Genomic DNA, 19,983 nt, shown 5'->3' with positions numbered 1-19,983 from the left:
GGCTGCGACGATGAGGCACTTCATTTGGCGACGGCGAGCTTCAGGGTGGTGCCGCGGATGAAGGTCTCGGTCATCTGGTAGGCATCGTCGTCGGTGTACTGGACCGGGGGATGCTTGCAGAAATAGGCGCTGGGTCCTTCCAGGATGCCGCCGATGCCGTTGTCCAGGGCCAGCTTGCAGCAGCGGATCATGTCGATGACGACGCCGGCGGAATTGGGCGAGTCCTCGACCGACAGGCGCAGCTCGATATCCATGGGGACGTCGCCGAACAGATAGCCCTCCATGCGGATGAAGCACAGCTTGTTGTCGTTCTGCCAGGGCACGTAGTCGCTGGGGCCGACGTGGATGTTGTCGTCCTCGATGCGTTTGTGGGCGACGGCCTGCACGGCCTCCGTCTTCGACTTCTTCTTGGAGACCAGGCGGTGCTGATTCTTCATGTTGAGGAAGTCGGTGTTGCCGCCGGTGTTGAGCTGGTAGGTGCGGCGCAGCTTCACGCCGCGCTTGGCGAACAGGTCGGTCAGCACGCGGTGGGTGATGGTGGCGCCCAGCTGGGATTTGATGTCGTCGCCGATGATGGGCAGGTTGCGGGCCTTGAAGCGGTCGGCGAAGGCTTTGTCGCTGGCGATGAACACCGGCATGTTGTTGATGAAGGCGACGCCGGCCTCCAGCGCGCATTCCGCGTAGAAGCGGGCGGCCTGTTCGGAGCCCACGGGCATGTAGTTCAGCAGGACCTCGGCGCCGGTGCGCTTCAGCTCGGCGACGATCTCGTCCTTGCTCAGCTCGGCCGCGTCGGCGCGCACGAAGGTGCGGTCTTCCGAATAGTCCGCCATGTGGTCGGAAATGCCGTCCAGCACCTGGCCCATCTTGACGGTCACGCCGCTGTCGGGAATGTCGGCCTGGAAAACCTTGGTGCAGTTGGGCTTGGCGAAGATGGCGCGATGGACGTCGGTGCCCACCTTGCGCGCGTCCACGTCGAAGGCGGCGACGACCTCGATGTCGCAGGGCAGGAAGCCGCCGATCTCACGATGCATCAGGCCGACCACGCCGTCGCGGCAGCGCTCAGGGGTGTAGTAATGAATGCCCTGGATCAGCGCGCTCGCACAGTTTCCGATGCCCGCGATGGCAATACGGATTTTGGCCCTCTGCATGACGTAACCTGTGAGTTGGGAATTTGCAAAATGGTAGTCGAAAGTCGGGCAAGGCGCGCCAAAAGGATGTGAGCACCCTCACACTTTTGTGACGGAAATGATGGCCGACACACCGTATCGGCGCCATTTCCGCCCGCGGGACCCATAAGCGGCGTGCCGGGGCCGGATTCCAACCGGCCATTCAGCATGCCCGGTGAGAGGAACGGTGGGGGCCGTCGCTATTGAATCCGGCTGTCACCTATGAAAGAAACGGGCACCCCTCCGCTCTCCCATGGTGCAGTTTTCGATGCGAATATTATTCACTTTCGAGAACCCTTTACCAAGCACCGAAGCGGACGCCGAAGTATTTACCACCACGGCCCGGTATCTGGCCCCGCTGACGGAAGGGGCGTGGTTGCACGTCCCCCTGAAGGACGCGGCGGGGCGGGCGGCGGCGGAGGCCCTGGCCGGGATGCCGGTGGTCGACGCGCGGGCACCGATCACGCCGGCGGCGCTGCGGCATTTCCTCTGCGGGCTCACCCTGCCTTTCCGGAGAGAGTTTCGCCGCGCCGACGTGATCTACACCCGCAACCTGTGGGTCGCCTGGATGGCCATCCTGTTCGGGCAGAAGGTTGCCTTCGACCACTACCGCCCATGGCCCGACCAGATTCCGCCGCTGCAGTTCTGGCTGTACCGCCTGCTCAGCCACCCGCGCTTCATCGTCAAGATCTGCCATTCCGACTACACCCGGCGCAAATACCTGGCCTTGGGAATTCCCGAGGACAAGGTGCACTGTATCCGCAACGGCTATGAGCCGGCGCGGTTCCAAGCCCGCATTCCCCTGGAGGAGGCCAAGCGGCGGATCGGCGTCGAGCCCGGTCAGAAGACGGTCGTCTACACCGGCCGGGTGAACCACAAGAAGGGCTTGGCCCTGGCGGTCGAGGCGGCCAGGGAGCGGCCGGACGTGCTGTTCATCCTGGTGGGATCGTATGGGGAAGGGCCGATCGAGGCCATGGCCCGCGACGTGCCCAATGTGCGCATCGTCCCCTATCAGCCGGCGGACAAGCTGGCCGACTATGTCTACGCCGCCGACATCCTGCTGATTCCACCGTCCTGGCTGCCGCTGGCGGAGTTCGGATCGACGGTCCTGCCGCTGAAGGTGTTCTTCTACCTCGCTTCCGGCCGGCCCATCCTGGCCGGGCGCACGCCCGACGTGGGCGAGGTCCTGCACCACGATGAAAACGCCCATCTCTGCCCGCCCGATTCCGTACCCGACCTGGTCGCCGGCATTGACGCGCTGCTGGGCGATCCGGCCCGTGCCGCCCGCTTGGCGGAAACGGCCCTGGCCGACAGCCGCGACTATACCTGGGCCGCGCGGGCCCAGCGCATCCATGCTCTGGTGGAGGAGCGCATGAGCACCGCCCCGGTAAGGGCGGGCACCTGGGGCAGGCGGGAATTCCGGGCGTGGCGCCAGCAGTCGCGCCACTGGCTGGCCCACCTGGTCAACAAAGGTGCCTGGGTGCTGCCGCCCCGTCCCGAGGCCCCCCTCGGAATGGATAGGGCCCGGAATGGATAGGACAATGGATAGCGCGACGTGAGCGACGGCGATCATCAGCGCCATCTGCGCCGGGGCTTCAACTGGCTGGGCGGCGCCACCGTCCTGGCCAAGGTCATCGACTTCTCCACCATCCTCGCCGTACTGACCTTCCTCAGCAAGGAACAGGTGGGCGTGGCCTCGCTGGTCATCTCCACCGGCATGGTGATCGAGGCCTTCGACGGGTTGGGCACGGGCGACGCCCTGGTCCAGGCGCCCACGGTGGCCAAGCGTCAGCTGGACAGCCTTTTCTGGTTTATCCTGGGCGCCGCCTTCCTCATGGGGGCCGTGACCTTGGCCGTGGCGCCGGGGCTGGAGGCCCTGTATGGCGTTACCGGCATGGCGGCCTACTTCATCGCCGTGGCCGCCAAGCAGCCGATGGTCGCCGCCGCGGTGATCCCGCTGGCGCTGCTGAACCGCGACCTGAAATATGAGCGGATCGCCGTCGTCAACGTGGCGGCCACGCTGGGGGCGGCGCTGACGCGGCTGGGCTTGGCCGTGGCGGGCGCCGGGGCCTGGGCCCTGGTGGCGGGTTATGTTTCCAGCGGCCTCTACACGCTGGTCGGCGCCACGCTGGCACGCCCCTTCCGCCCGGGGGCGCATTTCCGGCTGGACGACATCCGCGGCCTGGTCCGCTTCGGTTTCCGCGCCGCGGCGGTCAACCTGTTCGAGCAGATCTTCAAGAACGTCGATTTCCTGCTGGTGGGCTGGTTCTACGGCCCGGCCCCCCTGGCGCTGTACCGCGTCGCCTTCGACATCGCCATGGAACCGGTGATGGCGGTGGGCACGCTCATCAACCGCACGGCGCTGCCCGTCTTCGCCCGCCTGGCTGGCGACAGGGCCGGGCTGACCCAGTCGCTCACCTGGTCCTTGCGCCGGCTGGCATTGCTGACGGCCCCCCTGATGGTGGGCCTGATCCTGGCGGCCGATCCCCTGACCACCCTGATCCATGACGACCACGGCCTCAGCTATGCCGCCGCCGCCCTGCCGCTAAAGCTGTTGGCCGCGGCCGCCCTGCTGCGTGTGACCTCGCAACTGCTGACGCCGCTGATGATGGCGTCGGGCCGGCCGGGCCTGGCGGCCCAGCTGTCGGCCGCCACGCTGACCCTGCTGAGCGCCGGCATCGTGGCGGTGGGCATCCTGCTGCCGGCCGAGGGCGGAATCATCGCCGTCGCGGCCGTGTGGCTGGCCATCTATCCGCCGCTGCTGGCGTGGGGCGCCCGCTATCTGGAGCGGACATGGGCCATCGGCACCGCCAGCGTCGCCCGCGCCTTCCTGCTGCCCGCCGCCGGCGTAGCCCTCATGGCCGCCGTGGTCTGGACCCTGCGCCTGCTGCCCGGGGGGGACCGGCCCGCCGTCAGCGTCGCCATCGTCGCGGTGGCGATGGCGGCCGCCTATGGCGGGCTGTTCCGGTACGACCGGGAAAAGCCGGTCAGCTGACCGGCTTGGCAGCACCATCCGCCGGTGGCGCGCCGGCGGGCCGGACCGTGGGGTCCGGAATGGACTGGCGCCGCCGGTCGAACATGCTCATCTGGTGCACGCAGCTCAGTGTGCAGGTCGGGGCGCAGCCCTTTTCGGTGTGGTATTCCCGCTTGATGTCTTCCAGCGTGTAGTCCAGCAGCGGCTTGTTGGGATAGCCCCGCTGCTGCGAACACCAATGCACCCGCCCGTCCTCGGTGACGTAAAGGTAGCGGGCGCCGGCGCGGCAGTGCCAGTCGTTGGCCTGGCCGTTCATCAGGTTTTTCTGGAACAGCCGGTAGTTCAGGGTGTGCACCAGCGACGGCGAAATCTGGGTGACCTTCTCATAGGCCAGCATCTGCGCCGGGCTCAGGGGCTTCAGCGTGCCGCTGCCGTCGTGCAGCACGCCCACGGAATGCTGCAGCCCGAACTTGGCCGCCGTTTCCGCCACCGTCACCACGTCCTGCGTCCGCTCCCCGGTGACGCCCAGCACGGAGTTCACGTTCACCTTGAACAGCGCATGCTTGGACAGCAGCTCCAGCTTGCCCTCGACCGACTTCAGGCTCTTCATCGAGATTTCGTCGGGCTCAAGGTTGTCGATGCTGATCTGCATGCCCTGAAGGCCGGCGGCGTTCAGGCGGTCGATCCATTCCTTGGTCAGGCGGAAGCCGTTGGTGATGGTGGTGACGATCATGCCCTTTTGCCGGGCATGGCGCACGGCCTTGTCCAGGTCGGGGTTCAGCAGGGGCTCGCCGCCCGTGAAGGTGATGGAGGACGTCTTCAGCGCCGCCAGATGGTCGACGCGCGCCAGCAGATCCTTCAGCGGCACGGGCGGGGAGAAGTCGTCGTATTCGTTGCAATAGCCGCAGGCCAAGTTGCAGCGGCGCGTCACCACGACCTGGGCCAGCAGCGGCGTATACCGCTGCCCGACGGCGCGGGCGGCGAAGCGGAGACCGGCGGCCAGGTTTTCCAGGCGGCCGGGACGGGTGGTGTCAGTCGTCGAGGTCATAGGGACATTCCGCGCAGCAGATCGTGTTTCGCAGCAGGCCGTGTTTCAAAGCGAAGGGACAAAGGATCAAACCGGAAGGGCCGTCAGGCGCCGCCGCGCCCGGCGCCAGGGCGGGGGCCACCAGCGCAGGCCGGCCACGTCCAGCATCTCCTCCCCCGCCATGGGGTGGCGACCTTCGACCTCCGGCGCCTGGCCGTAAAGTGTTTCTTGCGCCGGCCAGCGATGGAATGGCGTCCAGGTCCAGGCGCCATGGCGCCGATACGTCTTCATCAAGCCGCGCGCCAGGGCGACGTCGGGCCGGACGCAGCGCCGCTCCGTCCAGCATGGGGCGCCAGCCAGCCGGCGGGCCAGCGGCCAGCTCTTGGTATCCACATAGTTGCTGAACCAGACGCGAAAGCCCAGCTCGGCCTGAAGGGCGGTGACGGCGCGGTGGACCTGCACATGCTCGGCATGGCCGTACTCACCCCAGGGATTGTGGGTGTAGACCTCCGCGCATCCCGCCAGGGCCGGGCGCAGGGCCGCCACCAGGCGGGGGAAGTTCGCCTCATAGCGGGTGCGGGCGGCCGTGTCGGTGATCTGCAGCCCCTGGGGCGTGGCCACCGGGCTGGCCCGGTCGACGGCGAAGCCGGCGCCGCTTTCCGGAATGCGAAGGTCAATCAGCCCCGGCAAGGCCAGGGCCGCCACCGCCCGCCGCCGCGCCGCCGCCTTGGCCGGCCGGCCGAAGGGGTCGCCGAAGCAGAAGACGACCCGGTCGGCCCCGGCCAGGGCGGAGCTGAGCCACAGGATCTCGTCATCCGGATGCGCGACCACGACCGCCCGCCCGGACGTCCTCTGGTCGCTCGCCCCTTGGGGGCCTGCGCCGCCGTCATGCCGCATGGCCGGCCACCTGGTCGTACATATCCTCCAGCGCTGCCGTCTGGCGGGTGATGTCGAACCGCGCCCCCACGTGGGCGCGCGCCTCCCATCCCATGCGGTGGCGCAGGTCGCGGTTGTCCAGCAGGGTTTCCATGTGCCGGGCCAGGGCCTCGGCATCCCGCTCCGGCGCCAGCAGGCCGGTGCGATCCTCCACGATGGCTTCCGGAATGCCGCCGATGCGGCTGCCGATCACGGGGACGCCGGTGGCGGCGGCCTCCAGCATGACCATCCCCAGGCCCTCGACGCGACCGGTGTTGGTGCGCACGCTGGGCAGGACCAGCATCGCCGCCCGGCGCATCCGCGTCAGGACCTCGGTATGGGGCAGGGCGCCCAAAAAGCGTATGCGACTGCTCAATCCCAGCGTTCCCGCAAGCCGTTGCAACGGCTTGCGCAAAGGCCCGTCGCCGATGATGTCCAGTTGGGCCTTGGGATGCCAATCCGCAAGAAGGGAGAAGGCGCGGATCAGATATTCCGCCCCTTTCACCTCCACCAGGCGGGCGACGTGCAGGATGGTCGGCGTCTCCTCTTCCGGGTCGCGGGGGCGGATGGCCTGGCAGTCGACACCGATGTAGTGCACCCGCGTCCGCTCCGCCGGGAAGCCCATGGCCAGCACCCGCTCGCGAATGAAGGCGGAGGCGCAGAGGAACAAGTCGCCCTGCCGGGCCAGGCTACCGCGAAACAGGGGATAGTTCACCCAGGCGGGCGACATCATCAGCGCCGCGGTCGACAGCGTGGCGTCGAAGCCGTGGAAGGTGGTGATCAGCGGCAGGCTCAGGCGCCGTGCCACCGGCAGGGCATAGACGCCCTCCACCCCGAAGTGGGCATGGATCAGGGCCGGGCGCCGCCCCGCCAGCAGGCGCTGATACGGTGCCGGATCGCGGGTCAGCATCTGCCAGCCGATGCGGGGCAGGGTGAAGCGCGGCCAAAGATCGGCCAGCGCCAGCGAGGCGGCGCCCGGCGGCGGCGGGCCGTAGCGCAGGCGCCCGACGTATAGCGGCGCATGGCGGCGCAGGAAGCGCGCCTGCTCCGTGATGAAGGTCTCGGAGACGCGGAACAGGTTGTGCCGGAAGATGACCACGTCACGCATGCGCGAGGTCTTCACAGGGCTTGAAGTCCATCCGCGCCCGCCCGTACATGGTGCGGGCGGGCGCGCCCGGAAGAATGGACTGGTAGGGGACGTGTTGGTGATGCGAGGCAAGCTTAACGCCCGCGCCGTGCTGGCGGGCATCTGGTCCCTGGCAGCGGTGGCGGCCCTGATGACGGCGGCCCTGGTCCTCCCCGCGGCGGCCCGGGCGGAGAAGGCGGTGGCCATGCCCGGCCCGCCGTGCGACCCGGACGATGCCGCCCAGGTCCGGCTGCGGCTCAGCGTCACCGGCATGCACTCGGGCAAGGGCAATGTCACCATCACCATCTATCCGGACGATGCCGATCATTTCCTGGACGGCGCCTACAAAGTCGCCCGCCAGATCCTGCCGGTCGTCCTGCCCGTGACAGAGGCCTGCTTCGTCCTGCCCCAGGCCGGCCATTACGCGGTGGCGTTGTTCCATGATGAAAACGACAATGGCCATTTCGATACGACGATGCTCGGCATTCCGGCGGAGGGGTACGGCTTCTCCAACAATCCGACGCTGTACCTGGGGCCGCCGGACCTGGGCAAGGTGCGCATCCCCGTTCAGGCCGGGGACAATCCCGTTTCCGTGCTGATGAAGTATTACTGAGCGGCGGCGCGGATTTCGGGCTGGGCGACCGGCTCGGCCGGGATGAGGCCCAGTTCGCGCCCGGTGTCTGCGAACAGGGAGAGGGCGTGGTCGATCTGGCTGCGGCTATGGGCGGCGCTGACGCTGGAGCGGAGCAGGGCGAGGCCCTTGGGCGTGGCGGGTGGCAGGCTGACGTTGGTGTAGAGGCCGGCCTCCAGCAGGCGTGTCCAGAAGGCGAAGGCCGTCTTGGGGTCGGGCATGATGGCGGAGACGACGGGGCTGGCCTCTGGCCCGACATGGAAGCCCAGGTCGCCGAGGCCGGCATGGAAGCGGCGGGCGTTGTCCATCAGCTGCTGGCGCAGCGCCGGGCGGTGGCGCAGCTGGTTCAGCGCCTCCGTCACCGCCGCTACCACGGCCGGGGGCAGGGAGGCGGTGAACATGTAAGGCCGGCTGGCGACGCGCAGGATGTCGAATCCGTCCATGTCGCTGACGCAGAAGCCGCCGATGCCGCCCAGGCTCTTGGAGAAGGTGCCGACGACGAAGTCGACCTCATCCTCGACGCCGGCCGCCTCGGCCAGTCCGCGCCCGGTGCGCCCCAGGACGCCCAGGGAATGGGCCTCGTCCACCACCAGGTAGGCGCCCCACTTGCGCTTGACCTCGACGAACTCGCGCAAGGGGGCGGTGTCGCCCAGCATGGAATAGATGCCCTCGACGACGATGACCTTGTCGCCGGGGGTGTCGGCCAGACGGCGCAGGCGGTTGTCCAGGTCGTCGGGGTCGTTGTGGCGGAAACGGGTGACCTGGGCGTGGCCCAGGCGGGAGCCGTCATAGATGCTGGCGTGGCTGTCGGCGTCCAGGATCAGGTGGTCGTCCTTGCCGGCCAGGGCGGAGAGGATGCCCAGGTTGGCCTGATAGCCGGTGGAGAACACCATGCAGTGCTGCCGGCCGTAGAAGTCGGCCAGGTGGCGTTCCAGCTGCCGGTGGCCGCCGTAGCTGCCGTTGGCGACGCGCGAGCCGGTGGTGCCGGCGCCCAGGCTGCGGGTCGCGGCGACGGCGGCGTCGATCACGTCGGGGTCGTAGGTCAACCCCAGGTAGTTGTTGGTGCCCAGCAGCAGGATGCGCCGGCCGGCGATCACCCCCTCGGTGGGCGAGAGCACCCGGTCGAAGCTGACGTTGAAGGGGTTGTAGCCGGTGGATTCCAGGCTCTCGAACTGCCTCATCAGGGGCGCGAACTTATCGAAAAGAGCCATGGGTCAGCGGTTGCCCTTAAGATCACGTGCCGTAGCGATAAGATCACCGACGGTCTTCACCTCGGCGATCCGGTCCAGCGGGATGGAGATGTCGAGCGCATCCTCGATCTCCATCACAAAATCCATGACTGCAACCGAATCCAGGCCGAGGCCTTCGGTGATGTTCGTATCATCCGACAATTCGACGGGCCGTTCCAGAGCGGCACGGAGGGCGTCGAATACAAGCGACCGGATCTGCTCTTCTGAGTTAGCCATGCTTCTATATTAGCTATGCCACCATCGCGGAGCCGCCATTCCGCCCACTCGCAATTTAGCGAAGGCTTCATATATCCGCCGTAGCCTTTATAGAAGGCTGTCGTCGGATTGTCATAGACATTAATGCGAGATGTCGTATGCCATGGTCCGACGGCCGGTGCGATGACGCCGGGGAAGTCAGCCGGCGCCCGGCCGGATAGGGTAATCCCCAGACGAACCAAGCGCGGGATGGCGTAGAGCTTTGATCATCGAACGCTACCTAATCCGAGAAGTCGCGAAGCCGCTGGCGGCCGTGCTGGGCATCCTTGCGGCCCTGTTCGTGGGCTACAGCACCGCGGGCCTGCTGGCCGATGCGGTCAACGGCCTGCTGCCCACCGGCGCCATCGCCGAATTGGTTGGGCTCAAGCTCCTGATTTCGCTTGAGGTTTTGATCCCCATCTCGCTGTACGTCTCGGTGGTGATGGCCTTCGGCAAGCTCTACGGCGACTCCGAAATCACCGCCATGTTCGCCCTGCAGGTGACGCCAGGCATCGTGCTGCGCGCGCTGTTCATGCTGTCGGGCGGCCTGGCGGTGCTGGTGCTGGCGCTCTCCCTGGTCGTGCGCCCCTGGGCGTACGAGAAGTCGCACGACATCACGTACCGCGCGCAGCTTTCCATGAACGTCGATGCCATGGAATCGGGCACCTTCTACCTCAACAAGCACGGCGGCCGGGTCATCTTCTTCCCCCGGCGGGAGGGAATCCGGGGCCCGGCGAAAGAGGTCTTCATCCAGATCCAGCATCCGACCACCACCGACATCATCATGGCGCAGAGCGCCCGCGCCCTGCCGCCGAAGCGGGACGGCGGATCGAACGTGCGGCTGGATAGCGCGCACGTCTATTTCCTGGGCCGCGACGACTCGACCCAGGACCGCATGATGGATGTGGGCAGCGTCACGCTGGACCCTGCCAACCACAACATCGCCCCGCAGGAATACAGCGCCACGGGCGTCAGCAGCGCCCGCCTGGCCCGCTCCAGCGATCCCGCCGACATCGCGGAGTTCCAGTGGCGGCTGTCCACCTGCCTCTCCACCTTGCTGCTGGGCCTGCTGGGCATGCCCCTCAGCCGCGTCAATCCCCGGCAGGGGGGGCGCTACGCCAAGTTCGGTACCGCCATCCTGGTCTATTCCGGCTATTACCTGCTGTGCACGTCGGCCCGCACCTGGGTGCAGCACGGCTCCGTCGGCGCCATTCCGGGCATCTGGTGGGCGCCGGCGCTGCTGGGGGTGCTGCTGGTCGTGGCGCTGTACTGGCCGCAGTGGAACGTGGAGTTCCGTGTCCGGACCCTGGTCAAGCGGCTGTCCGGCAGCCTTGAGGTGCCGCGGGAACACACTGTCCGCCATGACCCAGTTTGACCGGTATATCGGCGGCGCGGTACTGAAGGCTTTCCTGACGGTCGCCGGCGGCGTGGTGGCGCTGTTCAGCCTGCTCGAGTTCGTCGAACAGCTGAAGTCGGTGGGCGAGGGCCAGTACCACGTGGTCAACGCCCTGGTCTACGTGCTGCTGACCAGCCCGTCGCGCGTCCTGCAGGTGGCGCCCGTGGCCATGCTGATCGGAACCCTGCTGGCCCTGGGCAGCCTGGGCAAGGGCTCGGAACTGACGGCCATGCGCGCCTTGTGCCTATCGGAAATGCGCATCATCGGGTCGGTGCTCAAACTGCTGCCGCCGGTGGTCCTCGTGCTGTTCCTGGTGGCGGAATTCGTCATTCCGCCAGCGCAACATTTGGCCCTGACCCTGCGGTCCGCCGCTTTGGCCGACTCGTCCCTGGCGGACAGCGGCGACAGCTTCTGGGCCAGCGGCGCGCGGCAATACCTGAACGTGCTGCGGATCGAGAGCAAGAACGTCCTGCGCGGCGTGAACGTCTACACCTTCTCACAGGACGGCCGGCTGGAGACGTTCATCCATGCCGACCGCGCGGAAATCCAGTCGGAAGGTCCCTGGCAACTCCGCGACGTGACGCGCAAGACCGTGGATGCCAAGCAGATCCATACCGAGCATCTGGACAACCTGTCCTGGGCGTCCTTCCTGCCGGGCAAGCGCGTGCAGGACCTGATGCCGGTGCCGGAGAACATGTCGCCGACTAGCCTTTATCGCTATGTCCGCGAGTTGGGGCGGCAGGGCCAGCGCGCGGTGCGCTATGAACAGGAATTGTGGACCAAGCTCAGCCTGCCGCTGACCATGCTGGCCATGGCGCTGACCGCGGCGCCGTTCGTGTTCGGGCCGCCGCGGTCCCAGTCCACGGGCCAGCAGATCACCATCGGTGCCGTGATCGGCATCGGCTTTTCCCTGACGCAGCAGATTTCCGATCGCCTCGACCTGCTGCTGAACCTCAGCCCCGCCGTGACGGCCCTGGGCCCGTCGCTGATCCTGATCGGGCTGTCCGCCTATCTCTTCCACCGGGCGCACAGGACGCGCCCGGTGCCGGCTATGCCGCCTGTCGCAGGCTCGTGAGGAAGCGGGCGGAGCGGGCGGCCTGGCGCGACAGCAGGACGGCCAGGATCACGCTGAAGCCCACCAGCTCGAACCAGAAATACAGCAGCGGCCGGCCCGCGGCGGCAGCGATGAAAATGCCCAGCGTGCGATAGTTGGCCGACAGGATGGACCAGCGCCGCACCGCCGGGGCGAAGGCGGCCCGGTACGCCTCCCGAATCTTCGGTGCGCGGGCCTCATCGGCGGCCAAGGCACGCGCCAGTTCGTCGTGGAAGCCAACGGTGACGCCCGTCGTCAGGTACTGCAGGTGCAGATACAGGCGGTAGAGCGCGCCCAGCACGCCCGGGCGGTGCGCCGCCGGGGTGTCCAGCTTGGCCAGCTCGGCGGATTTCCGTCCCCAGCCCCAGAAGTTGTAGCACTGGCGCTGCATCTCATAGGCGGCGGACTGGACCGCGTGGGCCACGCCGGCGGCCACGATGACGATCCACACCCAGCCGCCTTGTTCCGCCGCCAGCGTCATGGCCAGGCCGACATAGACGGCGATGAAGGTGACGTAGTCGCAGATGCCGTCCAGGATCTTGCCGGTTTCCGACTGCGCGTTGGTCAGCCGGGCCAACTGGCCGTCGGCGCCGTCCATGACGTGCCAGGCGATCATCAGGACGAAGGCCGCCACCGTCGACGCCAGGGTCTGGTAATGGGCGTAGGCCACGCCGGCGGCGATGCCGAAGGCCATCCCGGCCAGGGACACCGCGTTCGGCGGTATCCCCAGGGCGGCGAACCTGGGGGTCAGCCAGCTTGAGATGGGATGGATGACGTACAGGTTGGTGACCTCCTCGATTTCGGAGGTCCGCTTGACCGGTTCAGTGGTTTGCATGGCTCAGAGCTGGCCGGCGTCCAGAAGCTTTTCGGCCTTCTCGAACGCGACCGGGTCGTCTACGTCGATCCAGAACCGGTCGCCGATGTCGTGGACGCAGGCCTTCTTCCACCCCGCCAGCACGTTCATGGCGCCCGAGATGCTGTCGTCGCCCTTGGCTTGGCTTTCCTCCAGCGCCGCGAACATGCCCGGCGTGCAGAGGAAGACGCCGGTATCGAAGGCGTTGAAGTCGCGGATAACCTTGCCGATGTGCACGATCCGGCCATCCACGCACTTCACGCGCGTGACGTCTTCCGGGTCGTTCAACGGCCGTTCGATGTTGAAGTCGACGGCCAGGGTCACGCTGTCCGGTTCTGGCCGCAGCGCCATCAGGCCCTGGAAAATGCCGGGGTCCACCAGGTGATCGCACATGGTCAGCAGGAATGGCTCCGCCAGCAGGGCCTTCGCCTTGTGGACCGAGACGCCGTTGGCCCGTTCCCATTCGTCGTTGACGACATGGGAGACGGCAACGCCAACCCGCGCCGCCAGGACATCCACGGCCGCCCGCAGATCTTCGCCGCGATAGCCGCTGACTACCACGAATTCCGTGACGCCGGCGGCGCGCCCCCGCTCCATCACGCGTTCGATCAGGGGGCTGCCCTTGATGGGGATCAGCGGCTTGAGCAGGCCGCGCTCCCGCAGCCGGGTTCCTTGCCCGGCTGCGACGATCAGGCACTTCATTTGGCGACGGCGAGCTTCAGGGTGGTGCCGCGGATGAAGGTCTCGGTCATCTGGTAGGCGTCGTCGTCGGTGTACTGGACCGGGGGGTGCTTGCAGAAATAGGCGCTGGGTCCTTCCAGGATGCCGCCGATGCCGTTGTCCAGGGCCAGCTTGCAGCAACGGATCATGTCGATGACGACGCCGGCGGAATTGGGCGAGTCCTCGACCGACAGGCGCAGCTCGATATCCATGGGGACGTCGCCGAACAGATAGCCCTCCATGCGGATGAAGCACAGCTTGTTGTCGTTCTGCCAGGGCACGTAGTCGCTGGGGCCGACGTGGATGTTGTCGTCCTCGATGCGCTTGTGGGCGACGGCCTGCACGGCCTCCGTCTTCGACTTCTTCTTGGAGACCAGGCGGTGCTGGTTCTTCATGTTGAGGAAGTCGGTGTTGCCGCCGGTGTTGAGCTGGTAGGTGCGGCGCAGCTTCACGCCGCGCTTGGCGAACAGGTCAGTCAGCACGCGGTGGGTGATGGTGGCGCCCAGCTGGGATTTGATGTCGTCGCCGATGATGGGCAGGTTGCGGGCCTTGAAGCGGTCGGCGAAGGCTTTGTCGCTGGCGATGAACACCGGCATGTTGTTGATGAAGGCGACGCCGGCCTCCAGCGCGCATTCCGCGTAGAAGCGGGCGGCCTGTTCGGAGCCCACGGGCATGTAGTTCAGCAGGACCTCGGCGCCGGTGCGCTTCAGCTCGGCGACGATCTCGTCCTTGCTCAGCTCGGCCGCGTCGGCGCGCACGAAGGTGCGGTCTTCCGAATAGTCCGCCATGTGGTCGGAGATGCCGTCCAGCACCTGGCCCATCTTGACGGTCACGCCGCTGTCGGGAATGTCGGCCTGGAAAACCTTGGTGCAGTTGGGCTTGGCGAAGATGGCGCGATGGACGTCGGTGCCCACCTTGCGCGCGTCCACGTCGAAGGCGGCGACGACCTCGATGTCGCAGGGCAGGAAGCCGCCGATCTCACGATGCATCAGGCCGACCACGCCGTCGCGGCAGCGCTCAGGGGTGTAGTAATGAATGCCCTGGATCAGCGCGCTCGCACAGTTTCCGATGCCCGCGATGGCAATACGGATTTTGGCCCTCTGCATGACGTAACCTGTGAGTTGCTAGTTGCAAAAAAATCTTCAGCGCCCCGCCGGGTCTCGGTCACAGACGGTGCCGTTGTGTCCGCGGTAAGGAGCTTCGCATTCTCAGGTCACGATAGCGCATGACATAGATCGGCAACAGCATTGACATGAACCTGCAAAGCCACTTGCCCATCTACCGGGGCGCCGGGCCGGCCACAAGCGCCGCGTTCGGCGCATCAGCCTCAACGACGGCACATTTGCCTTTCTGTCATCAATTTGCATACCTGTGTTCCAATCCCTCGGCGTAAAGCCATAGAGAGTTAGGGTTACACGTAAAAATGACGTTTCCGACGCCCTCCCATCATCCCGGGCTCCCGACTCGCCATGCGGATTTCCTGTCCGTAGCCGACGCGCTGGATTACGCCGCCCAGGGCCCCACGGGTTATAATTTCTATTCCGGCAAGGGTGTGCTCAGCGAGGCCTTGCCCTACGCCACCCTGCGGGAACAGGCGATCGATCTGGCCCGCCGCCTGCTGGGTATGGGTCTGGAACCCGGCGACCGCGTCGGCCTGATCGCGGAAAGCGATGGTGATTTCGTCCGCGCCTTCTTCGCGTGCCAATACGCCCGGCTGGTGCCGGCGCCCATGCCGCTGCCCTCGGCGTTCGGCGGCAAGGACACCTACATCGCCCACATCCGGCGCATGCTGGAAAGCTGCGGCGCCACCGCTGCCTTCGGGCCGGCCATGCTCAACGATTGGCTGGTGCAGTCGGCGGAGTGCCTGGACCTCAAGATTTCCGGCACACTGGCCCTGCTTGACGACGTGGCGCCGTTCGCGGGCGACCTGCCGGTACAGTCCGCCGACAGCATCAGCTACCTGCAATTCTCATCGGGCAGCACACGCTTCCCCATGGGCGTTGCCGTGACCCAGCGCGCCTTCCTCAGCAACGCCGCCCACGTGGGCCGCACCGGCTTGGCCATCGACGACGGTGACCGCTGCATCTCGTGGCTGCCCTTTTATCATGACATGGGCCTGGTCGGCTTCCTGCTGATCCCCATGGCGTGCCAGGTGTCGGTGGACACGCTACCCACGCGGGAATTCGCCCGCCGTCCCCTGATGTGGCTTGACCTCATCAGCCGCAACCGCGGCACCATCTCCTACAGCCCATCCTTCGGGTATGAGTTGTGCGCCCGCCGGGCGGAGACGCTGTCGACCGAGGGGATAGACCTTTCCAGCTGGCGCAGCGCCGGTATCGGCGGCGACATGATTCGCCCGCACGTGCTGGCCAACTTCGCGGCGCGCTTCGCCGCCAACGGCTTCGACGCCCATGCCTTCGTGCCCAGCTATGGCATGGCTGAGGCGACGCTGGCCCTGAACTTCACACCCAAGGGCCAGGGCGTGCGCCACGACGTGGTCGACAGCATCCTGCTGGAGAAGGAGCACCGCGCCGTGCCGGCCGCGCCCGGCGCCGAACGCAGCCGCACCTTCGTGCTCTGCGGCCACATCCTGCCCGACCACACCATCGAGGTGCGCGACGGTGCCGGCCGGCCGCAGCCGCAGCGCCACGTCGGGCGGATTTTCGTCCGCGGCCCCAGCCTGATGAGCGGCTATTTCGACGCGCCGGAGGAAACCGCTCGGGTTCTGGACGGGGACGGCTGGCTGGATACCGGTGACCTGGGCTACCTGCTGGACGACCAGATCGTCCTCACCGGGCGGGCCAAGGACCTGATCATCGTCAACGGCCGCAACCTGTGGCCGCAGGATCTGGAATGGACGGCAGAGGCGGAAATCGCCGCCCTGCGCAGCGGCGATGTCGCGGTCTTCTCCGTCGACAGCGGCGATGAGGAAGAGGTGGTGGCGCTGGTTCAGTGCCGCAGCCAGGACCAGGCCACGCGGGACGCCTTGGCCGGCGAAATCGGCCAGGTCTTCCGCAGCCGCTACGGTGTGCTGGTCCGCGTCGTCCTGGTGCCGCCGCACAGCCTGCCGCAGACCACGTCGGGCAAGCTCAGCCGCAGTCGGGCGAAGACCCTGTACCAAGCGGGCGACATGCCCATCCTCGGCGTCTCCGCGCCGGTGGAGCCCGTCCCGGCATGAATGGGCGGCCCATCGTCGCTGTCACGGGCGCGACGGGCTTTCTCGGGCTGCACCTGGTTGCCACCCTGGCGCGGTCGGGCGCGCGGTTGCGGATATTGGCCCGCCGGCCGCCGGACCACCCATCCTGGACCGGCCTCACCTTCGAGACCGTCCGGGGCGGGCTGGAGGATCCCGACGCCCTGGCGCACCTGGCCGCGGGGGCGCAGGTGCTGGTCCATGCCGCTGGCCTGATCAAAGCGCCGGACCGGAACGCCTTCATGGCCATCAACCGGGATGGCACCGCCCGGGTGGCCTCAACGCTGCGCCGTTTGGCGCCCCAGGCCCGCCTCATCGTCGTCTCCTCCCTGGCTGCGCGTGAACCGCAACTGTCGGACTACGCGGCCAGCAAGCGGGCGGGGGAGGAGGCGGCACGGCAGGCTTATGCGGACGCGCCGGGTCAATTGGCCGTCCTGCGCCCGCCCATGATCTACGGCCCCTGGGATCGGGAGACGCTGGCGATTTTCCGGACTGCGTCGCGGCCGGTCGTCCCACTGGTGAGCGACGGGCGCCTGGCCGCGATCCATGTCAGCGACGCGGCCGGGGCCTTGAGCGCGGTCGCGACCGGCACCGGGGCCTCCTACGGGGGCACCTACGCCCTGGCAGATACCGAACCGGCCGGGTATGCCATGGCCGAGATGATGCGGCAGGCCGCCCTGGCCATGCGCGGCGACGCGCGGCCTCGGTTCCTGCGGGTGCCCGGCCGCCTGCTGCTAGCGGCCGGGCAGGCCTCATCCTGGTGGGGAAGGGTGCGCGGCATCGCCCCCATATTCACCGTGGGCAAGGCGCGGGAGATCCTGCACCCCGACTGGACGGTCACGCCCGGTGAACTGCTGCCCGCAAGCGTGTACCAGCCCGCCGTAAGCCTGGCGCAGGGGTTCCGCGACACCGTCGGCTGGTACAGGTCCGCCGGCTGGCTGCCGTAAGCCGCGTCAGAGGGCCTTCTCATAGATGCGGTAGGTCTTGTACGCGACGCCGCCCAGGCTTTCGTTGATGCGGCGCATGGGCAGGTTGTCCTCCAGAATCCACGACAGCTCGATGTGCTGGAAGCCCATGGCCGCCGCGTCGGTGCGTACGGCGTCGATCAGCAGGAAGGGCAGCAGGCTGCCGATCATGCCCTGGGACGCCGCCTTGCGGATGCCCATCAGCGGCACGCGCGCGGTCTTGAGGCCGGCAACCTTCAGCCGCCACAGCAGCTTGGCCCAGCCCAGGGGCAGCAGCTTGCCGTTCAGGTCGCGGATGGCCTCGTTCAGGTTGGGCAGGCAGACGATGAAGCCGACCGCCTCGCCATCCTGTTCCACGAACCGCACCAGGCGCGGGTTCAACAAGGGCTTCAGCGACTTGGCCAGGTAGTCGGTCTCCACCTCCGTCAGGGGGACGAAGCCCCAATTGTCCCGCCAGGCGTCGTTGAAGATGGAGGTGACGGCCTTGATCTCGTCATCGTAGCGCTTGAAATCCATGCGCCGCACCGTGATGCCCTTGGGCAGCGGCCGGTCGATCAGGCGGCGGGCGCCGGCGGGCAGGTCCTTGGTGATGTCGTAAAGATAGGCGTAGACGTCCTTTTCCTTGCGCAGTCCCTGCTCTTCCAGGCGGGGACCCAGGTAGGGCTTGTCGTGGCCCATGAGCAGCATGGGCGGTGTGCCGAAGCCGTCGACCAGCAGCCCGATCTCCTCATTGATGTTCAGGTTCAGCGGTCCCTGCATGCGCGTCATGTCGCGGGCCCGCAGCCAGTCGGCGGCCACGTCCAGCAGAGCCTTGATGACTGCCGGATCGTCCTCGGCGGCGATCAGGCCGAACTGCCCGGTCCCGTCCGGCCGCAGTTCCAGGGCGTGATGGTCGATCTGGGCGCTGATCCGGCCCACGTCCCGCCCGTCCTTCCGGGCCAGCCAGAACTGTACGTCGGCATGGCCGAAGAAGGGGTTCTTGGCCGTCAGCGCCTCTTTACGCTCCAGATGCAGCGGCGCGATGTAGTGCGGATCGTTCTTGTGCAGCCTTTCGGGCAGGCGGATGAAACGGTCGAGAAGGGCGGGCCCCGTCACGGGGACGATGTCGATCGCGGTCACGAGGCCGCACCACCTGTGTCAGAAGTTGCGAACGCGGTTGGCGGACGGTCACGCGGCGGCGAGCCGGTCACCTCCATCACCCAGGGATAACGGCGGGCCTCGTCAAGGTCATAGCCGAGGTTGAAGACCGTGGCGCTTTTCGGGCAGTCGCGGGCCGAGGCGAAATAGGTGCCGAACAGCCGGTCGGGCGTGAAGCTGACGATCCCCAGGTTGGTATCCTCATTATGGAAATGATGGATCAGGTGATCGCGCTTCAGCTTCTGGATGAAGCGGCTCTTGGGTTTGTAGTTCAGGTGCTGGATACAGTGGATGAATTCATAGACGCAGGTGGTGGCCAGGCCGGTCGCCAGGGCCGCGCCGGCGGCCGGCCAGCCGCCGATGACATAGCCGACCGGCATGGACACCAGGGCGATGGTCGGCAGCGTGTTGGCGGGGGAACCGAACAGGACCTCCAGCAGGTGCGGGTCCTGGTGATGGTCGAAATGGATGCGCTTCCACAGGCTGGCCGACCATTTCATCCGATACAGCCAGCGGCCGTGCAGGATGTAGCGGTGAATCAGGAACCAGGCCATGGGATAGACGAAGAAGACCGCCAGGACGGCCAGCGCCGGCCCCTGCCATTGCCGCGCCGTGGCGATGGTGTAGGCCGCGGCGGCCACGGCCAGCAGGCCATAGATCTGGATTGCCGGATAGGTGAGGTACGCCCGCCAGAGATCCGCCAGGGTCATGCGGCCGAGATCGTAACTGCGCCCATGCCAGGCACGGCCCCAGGCGAGTTTCTGTGCCATTTCCTTAACCTCAAAGTCCCCAACGCCGTTTACCCACAGCGCCCGGCTAGTTCTAGTCATGAATCTGCCGGGGGTAAATCCCCGCATCCATCGCAGCGGCAACGCATATTCGCTATGGGCGGCGTCACAGCGCGCACTGTCCCGCCGGCGGTGAGGCGGCGCTATCCAATATCACTTGGTACGGGTGACGGTGGCGCCGGCGCGCCCTTGGGCGCTCAAAGCGGCAAACCTACCTCTTTGGCGGTGCTTCGGGAAGAGTCGCCCTCCAGGACGATGTCCAATTCATCCCGTCGCCGTCGCTTTTCCCTCGCCCTGTCTTGCCCCTCATGCCTTGGTGGGAGGGCGCCGGTCGCCCGCTGCTCGGGAAGTGCGCTATACTTTTGGATAGGCTGCGGCCTGCGCCGCCATCCGCCGCCACTAATAATTCGCAAAAACGCAAATAGTGTTGGTCTAAGGCGGGTGGTTGCGTCTGTGGGGCGGCGAAAATTGCCCGTTCCGGCTCAATTTCCTTGAGAAACAACGGTGTGAGGCGA

General features: G+C 67.0%; 18 protein-coding genes. 7 read left to right on the top strand and 11 right to left on the bottom strand.

What is annotated here, in order from left to right; all coding sequences use genetic code 11:
• Positions 1-20: 20 nt before the first annotated feature.
• Positions 21-1,148, bottom strand: a complete 1,128-nt coding sequence (locus Y958_RS26715; protein WP_088874887.1) for an inositol-3-phosphate synthase — start codon at positions 1,146-1,148, stop codon at positions 21-23.
• Between the two features lie 394 nt (positions 1,149-1,542).
• On the opposite strand from Y958_RS26715, the gene Y958_RS26710 reads away from it, so the two are divergent.
• Together Y958_RS26710 and Y958_RS26705 are read left to right on the top strand one after the other, a co-directional pair.
• Positions 1,543-2,703 (top strand): glycosyltransferase, encoded by a 1,161-nt coding sequence (locus tag Y958_RS26710; RefSeq protein ID WP_244909619.1) that lies wholly within the window; start codon positions 1,543-1,545, stop codon positions 2,701-2,703.
• Positions 2,704-2,721: 18 nt separating this feature from the next.
• Positions 2,722-4,161 (top strand): oligosaccharide flippase family protein, encoded by a 1,440-nt coding sequence (locus tag Y958_RS26705; RefSeq protein WP_088874896.1) that lies wholly within the window; start codon positions 2,722-2,724, stop codon positions 4,159-4,161.
• On the opposite strand, the gene Y958_RS26700 is transcribed toward Y958_RS26705, so the two are convergent.
• The 3 genes from Y958_RS26700 to Y958_RS26690 all read right to left on the bottom strand — a co-directional run bounded on the left by Y958_RS26700 (position 4,154) and on the right by Y958_RS26690 (position 7,190).
• Positions 4,154-5,188, bottom strand: coding sequence for a radical SAM protein (locus Y958_RS26700; RefSeq protein WP_088874895.1), 1,035 nt, complete (start codon positions 5,186-5,188; stop codon positions 4,154-4,156). The genes Y958_RS26705 and Y958_RS26700 overlap by 8 nt on opposite strands.
• 66 nt (positions 5,189-5,254) lie before the next feature.
• Positions 5,255-5,998: a hypothetical protein gene (locus Y958_RS26695; protein WP_088874894.1), complete on the bottom strand. Its 744-nt coding sequence runs from the start codon at positions 5,996-5,998 to the stop codon at positions 5,255-5,257.
• A gap of 55 nt (positions 5,999-6,053) precedes the next feature.
• The gene (locus Y958_RS26690) at positions 6,054-7,190 is read right to left on the bottom strand and encodes a glycosyltransferase (protein WP_088874893.1); all 1,137 of its coding nucleotides are present in this window, start codon (positions 7,188-7,190) and stop codon (positions 6,054-6,056) included.
• Between the two features lie 100 nt (positions 7,191-7,290).
• On the opposite strand from Y958_RS26690, the gene Y958_RS26685 reads away from it, so the two are divergent.
• Positions 7,291-7,821 carry a DUF2141 domain-containing protein gene (locus tag Y958_RS26685; protein WP_145728017.1) on the top strand — a complete coding sequence of 177 codons (531 nt, stop codon included), beginning with the start codon at positions 7,291-7,293 and terminating at the stop codon, positions 7,819-7,821.
• On the opposite strand, the gene spt is transcribed toward Y958_RS26685, so the two are convergent.
• Both spt and Y958_RS26675 read right to left on the bottom strand, forming a co-directional pair.
• Positions 7,815-9,050 (bottom strand): serine palmitoyltransferase, encoded by a 1,236-nt coding sequence (gene spt / locus Y958_RS26680; protein ID WP_088874892.1) that lies wholly within the window; start codon positions 9,048-9,050, stop codon positions 7,815-7,817. The genes Y958_RS26685 and spt overlap by 7 nt on opposite strands.
• Positions 9,051-9,053: 3 nt before the next feature.
• Positions 9,054-9,305, bottom strand: coding sequence for an acyl carrier protein (locus Y958_RS26675; RefSeq protein ID WP_004274401.1), 252 nt, complete (start codon positions 9,303-9,305; stop codon positions 9,054-9,056).
• A 241-nt stretch (positions 9,306-9,546) separates the two neighbouring features.
• Between Y958_RS26675 and lptF the strand changes: the two genes are divergently transcribed.
• Positions 9,547-10,698: an LPS export ABC transporter permease LptF gene (gene lptF, locus Y958_RS26670; RefSeq protein ID WP_088874891.1), complete on the top strand. Its 1,152-nt coding sequence runs from the start codon at positions 9,547-9,549 to the stop codon at positions 10,696-10,698.
• Complete coding sequence (gene lptG, locus Y958_RS26665; protein ID WP_088874890.1) at positions 10,685-11,794, top strand: LPS export ABC transporter permease LptG; 1,110 nt, start codon at positions 10,685-10,687, stop codon at positions 11,792-11,794. Before lptF ends, lptG begins: the two co-directional genes overlap by 14 nt.
• Here lptG and Y958_RS26660 read toward each other — a convergent pair.
• The 3 genes from Y958_RS26660 to Y958_RS26650 are packed head-to-tail and all read right to left on the bottom strand — an operon-like array spanning position 11,769 to position 14,491.
• Positions 11,769-12,647 carry a CDP-alcohol phosphatidyltransferase family protein gene (locus Y958_RS26660; RefSeq protein WP_088874889.1) on the bottom strand — a complete coding sequence of 293 codons (879 nt, stop codon included), beginning with the start codon at positions 12,645-12,647 and terminating at the stop codon, positions 11,769-11,771. The genes lptG and Y958_RS26660 overlap by 26 nt on opposite strands.
• A 3-nt stretch (positions 12,648-12,650) precedes the next feature.
• Complete coding sequence (locus Y958_RS26655; protein ID WP_088874888.1) at positions 12,651-13,367, bottom strand: phosphocholine cytidylyltransferase family protein; 717 nt, start codon at positions 13,365-13,367, stop codon at positions 12,651-12,653.
• Positions 13,364-14,491: an inositol-3-phosphate synthase gene (locus tag Y958_RS26650; RefSeq protein WP_088874887.1), complete on the bottom strand. Its 1,128-nt coding sequence runs from the start codon at positions 14,489-14,491 to the stop codon at positions 13,364-13,366. Before Y958_RS26650 ends, Y958_RS26655 begins: the two co-directional genes overlap by 4 nt.
• A 317-nt stretch (positions 14,492-14,808) precedes the next feature.
• Here Y958_RS26650 and Y958_RS26645 point away from each other — a divergent pair, with 317 nt between their 5' ends.
• On the top strand, positions 14,809-16,563 hold the full coding sequence (locus tag Y958_RS26645; RefSeq protein WP_088874886.1) for a fatty acyl-AMP ligase: 1,755 nt from the start codon (positions 14,809-14,811) through the stop codon (positions 16,561-16,563).
• A complete protein-coding gene (locus Y958_RS26640) occupies positions 16,560-17,525 on the top strand; it encodes an NAD-dependent epimerase/dehydratase family protein (protein WP_088874885.1) in 966 nt (321 codons plus the stop codon). The genes Y958_RS26645 and Y958_RS26640 overlap by 4 nt, the downstream gene beginning before the upstream one ends.
• Positions 17,526-17,531: 6 nt before the next feature.
• Here Y958_RS26640 and Y958_RS26635 read toward each other — a convergent pair whose 3' ends face one another.
• Positions 17,532-18,662: a GNAT family N-acetyltransferase gene (locus Y958_RS26635; protein ID WP_088874884.1), complete on the bottom strand. Its 1,131-nt coding sequence runs from the start codon at positions 18,660-18,662 to the stop codon at positions 17,532-17,534.
• Complete coding sequence (locus tag Y958_RS26630) at positions 18,659-19,450, bottom strand: sterol desaturase family protein (protein ID WP_040843609.1); 792 nt, start codon at positions 19,448-19,450, stop codon at positions 18,659-18,661. The genes Y958_RS26635 and Y958_RS26630 overlap by 4 nt, the downstream gene beginning before the upstream one ends.
• Positions 19,451-19,983 lie beyond the last annotated feature (533 nt).

Source organism: Nitrospirillum viridazoti CBAmc, assembly GCF_000730165.1.
Classification (GTDB): Bacteria; Pseudomonadota; Alphaproteobacteria; order Azospirillales; family Azospirillaceae; genus Nitrospirillum; species Nitrospirillum viridazoti.
The sequence above is the reverse complement of the archived record's forward strand: the minus strand, read 5'-3'. Positions and strand labels throughout refer to the sequence as shown.

What these genes read in the sequence shown, in the direction of transcription:
- Y958_RS26715 (WP_088874887.1), bottom strand. Translation starts at nt 1,148, where the DNA reads ATGCAGAGGGCCAAAATCCGTATTGCCATCGCGGGCATCGGAAACTGT.
- Y958_RS26700 (WP_088874895.1), bottom strand. Translation starts at nt 5,188, where the DNA reads ATGACCTCGACGACTGACACCACCCGTCCCGGCCGCCTGGAAAACCTG.
- Y958_RS26690 (WP_088874893.1), bottom strand. Translation starts at nt 7,190, where the DNA reads ATGCGTGACGTGGTCATCTTCCGGCACAACCTGTTCCGCGTCTCCGAG.
- Y958_RS26685 (WP_145728017.1), top strand. Translation starts at nt 7,291, where the DNA reads ATGCGAGGCAAGCTTAACGCCCGCGCCGTGCTGGCGGGCATCTGGTCC.
- spt (WP_088874892.1), bottom strand. Translation starts at nt 9,050, where the DNA reads ATGGCTCTTTTCGATAAGTTCGCGCCCCTGATGAGGCAGTTCGAGAGC.
- Y958_RS26675 (WP_004274401.1), bottom strand. Translation starts at nt 9,305, where the DNA reads ATGGCTAACTCAGAAGAGCAGATCCGGTCGCTTGTATTCGACGCCCTC.
- lptG (WP_088874890.1), top strand. Translation starts at nt 10,685, where the DNA reads ATGACCCAGTTTGACCGGTATATCGGCGGCGCGGTACTGAAGGCTTTC.
- Y958_RS26660 (WP_088874889.1), bottom strand. Translation starts at nt 12,647, where the DNA reads ATGCAAACCACTGAACCGGTCAAGCGGACCTCCGAAATCGAGGAGGTC.
- Y958_RS26655 (WP_088874888.1), bottom strand. Translation starts at nt 13,367, where the DNA reads ATGAAGTGCCTGATCGTCGCAGCCGGGCAAGGAACCCGGCTGCGGGAG.
- Y958_RS26650 (WP_088874887.1), bottom strand. Translation starts at nt 14,491, where the DNA reads ATGCAGAGGGCCAAAATCCGTATTGCCATCGCGGGCATCGGAAACTGT.
- Y958_RS26645 (WP_088874886.1), top strand. Translation starts at nt 14,809, where the DNA reads ATGACGTTTCCGACGCCCTCCCATCATCCCGGGCTCCCGACTCGCCAT.
- Y958_RS26640 (WP_088874885.1), top strand. Translation starts at nt 16,560, where the DNA reads ATGAATGGGCGGCCCATCGTCGCTGTCACGGGCGCGACGGGCTTTCTC.
- Y958_RS26630 (WP_040843609.1), bottom strand. Translation starts at nt 19,450, where the DNA reads ATGGCACAGAAACTCGCCTGGGGCCGTGCCTGGCATGGGCGCAGTTAC.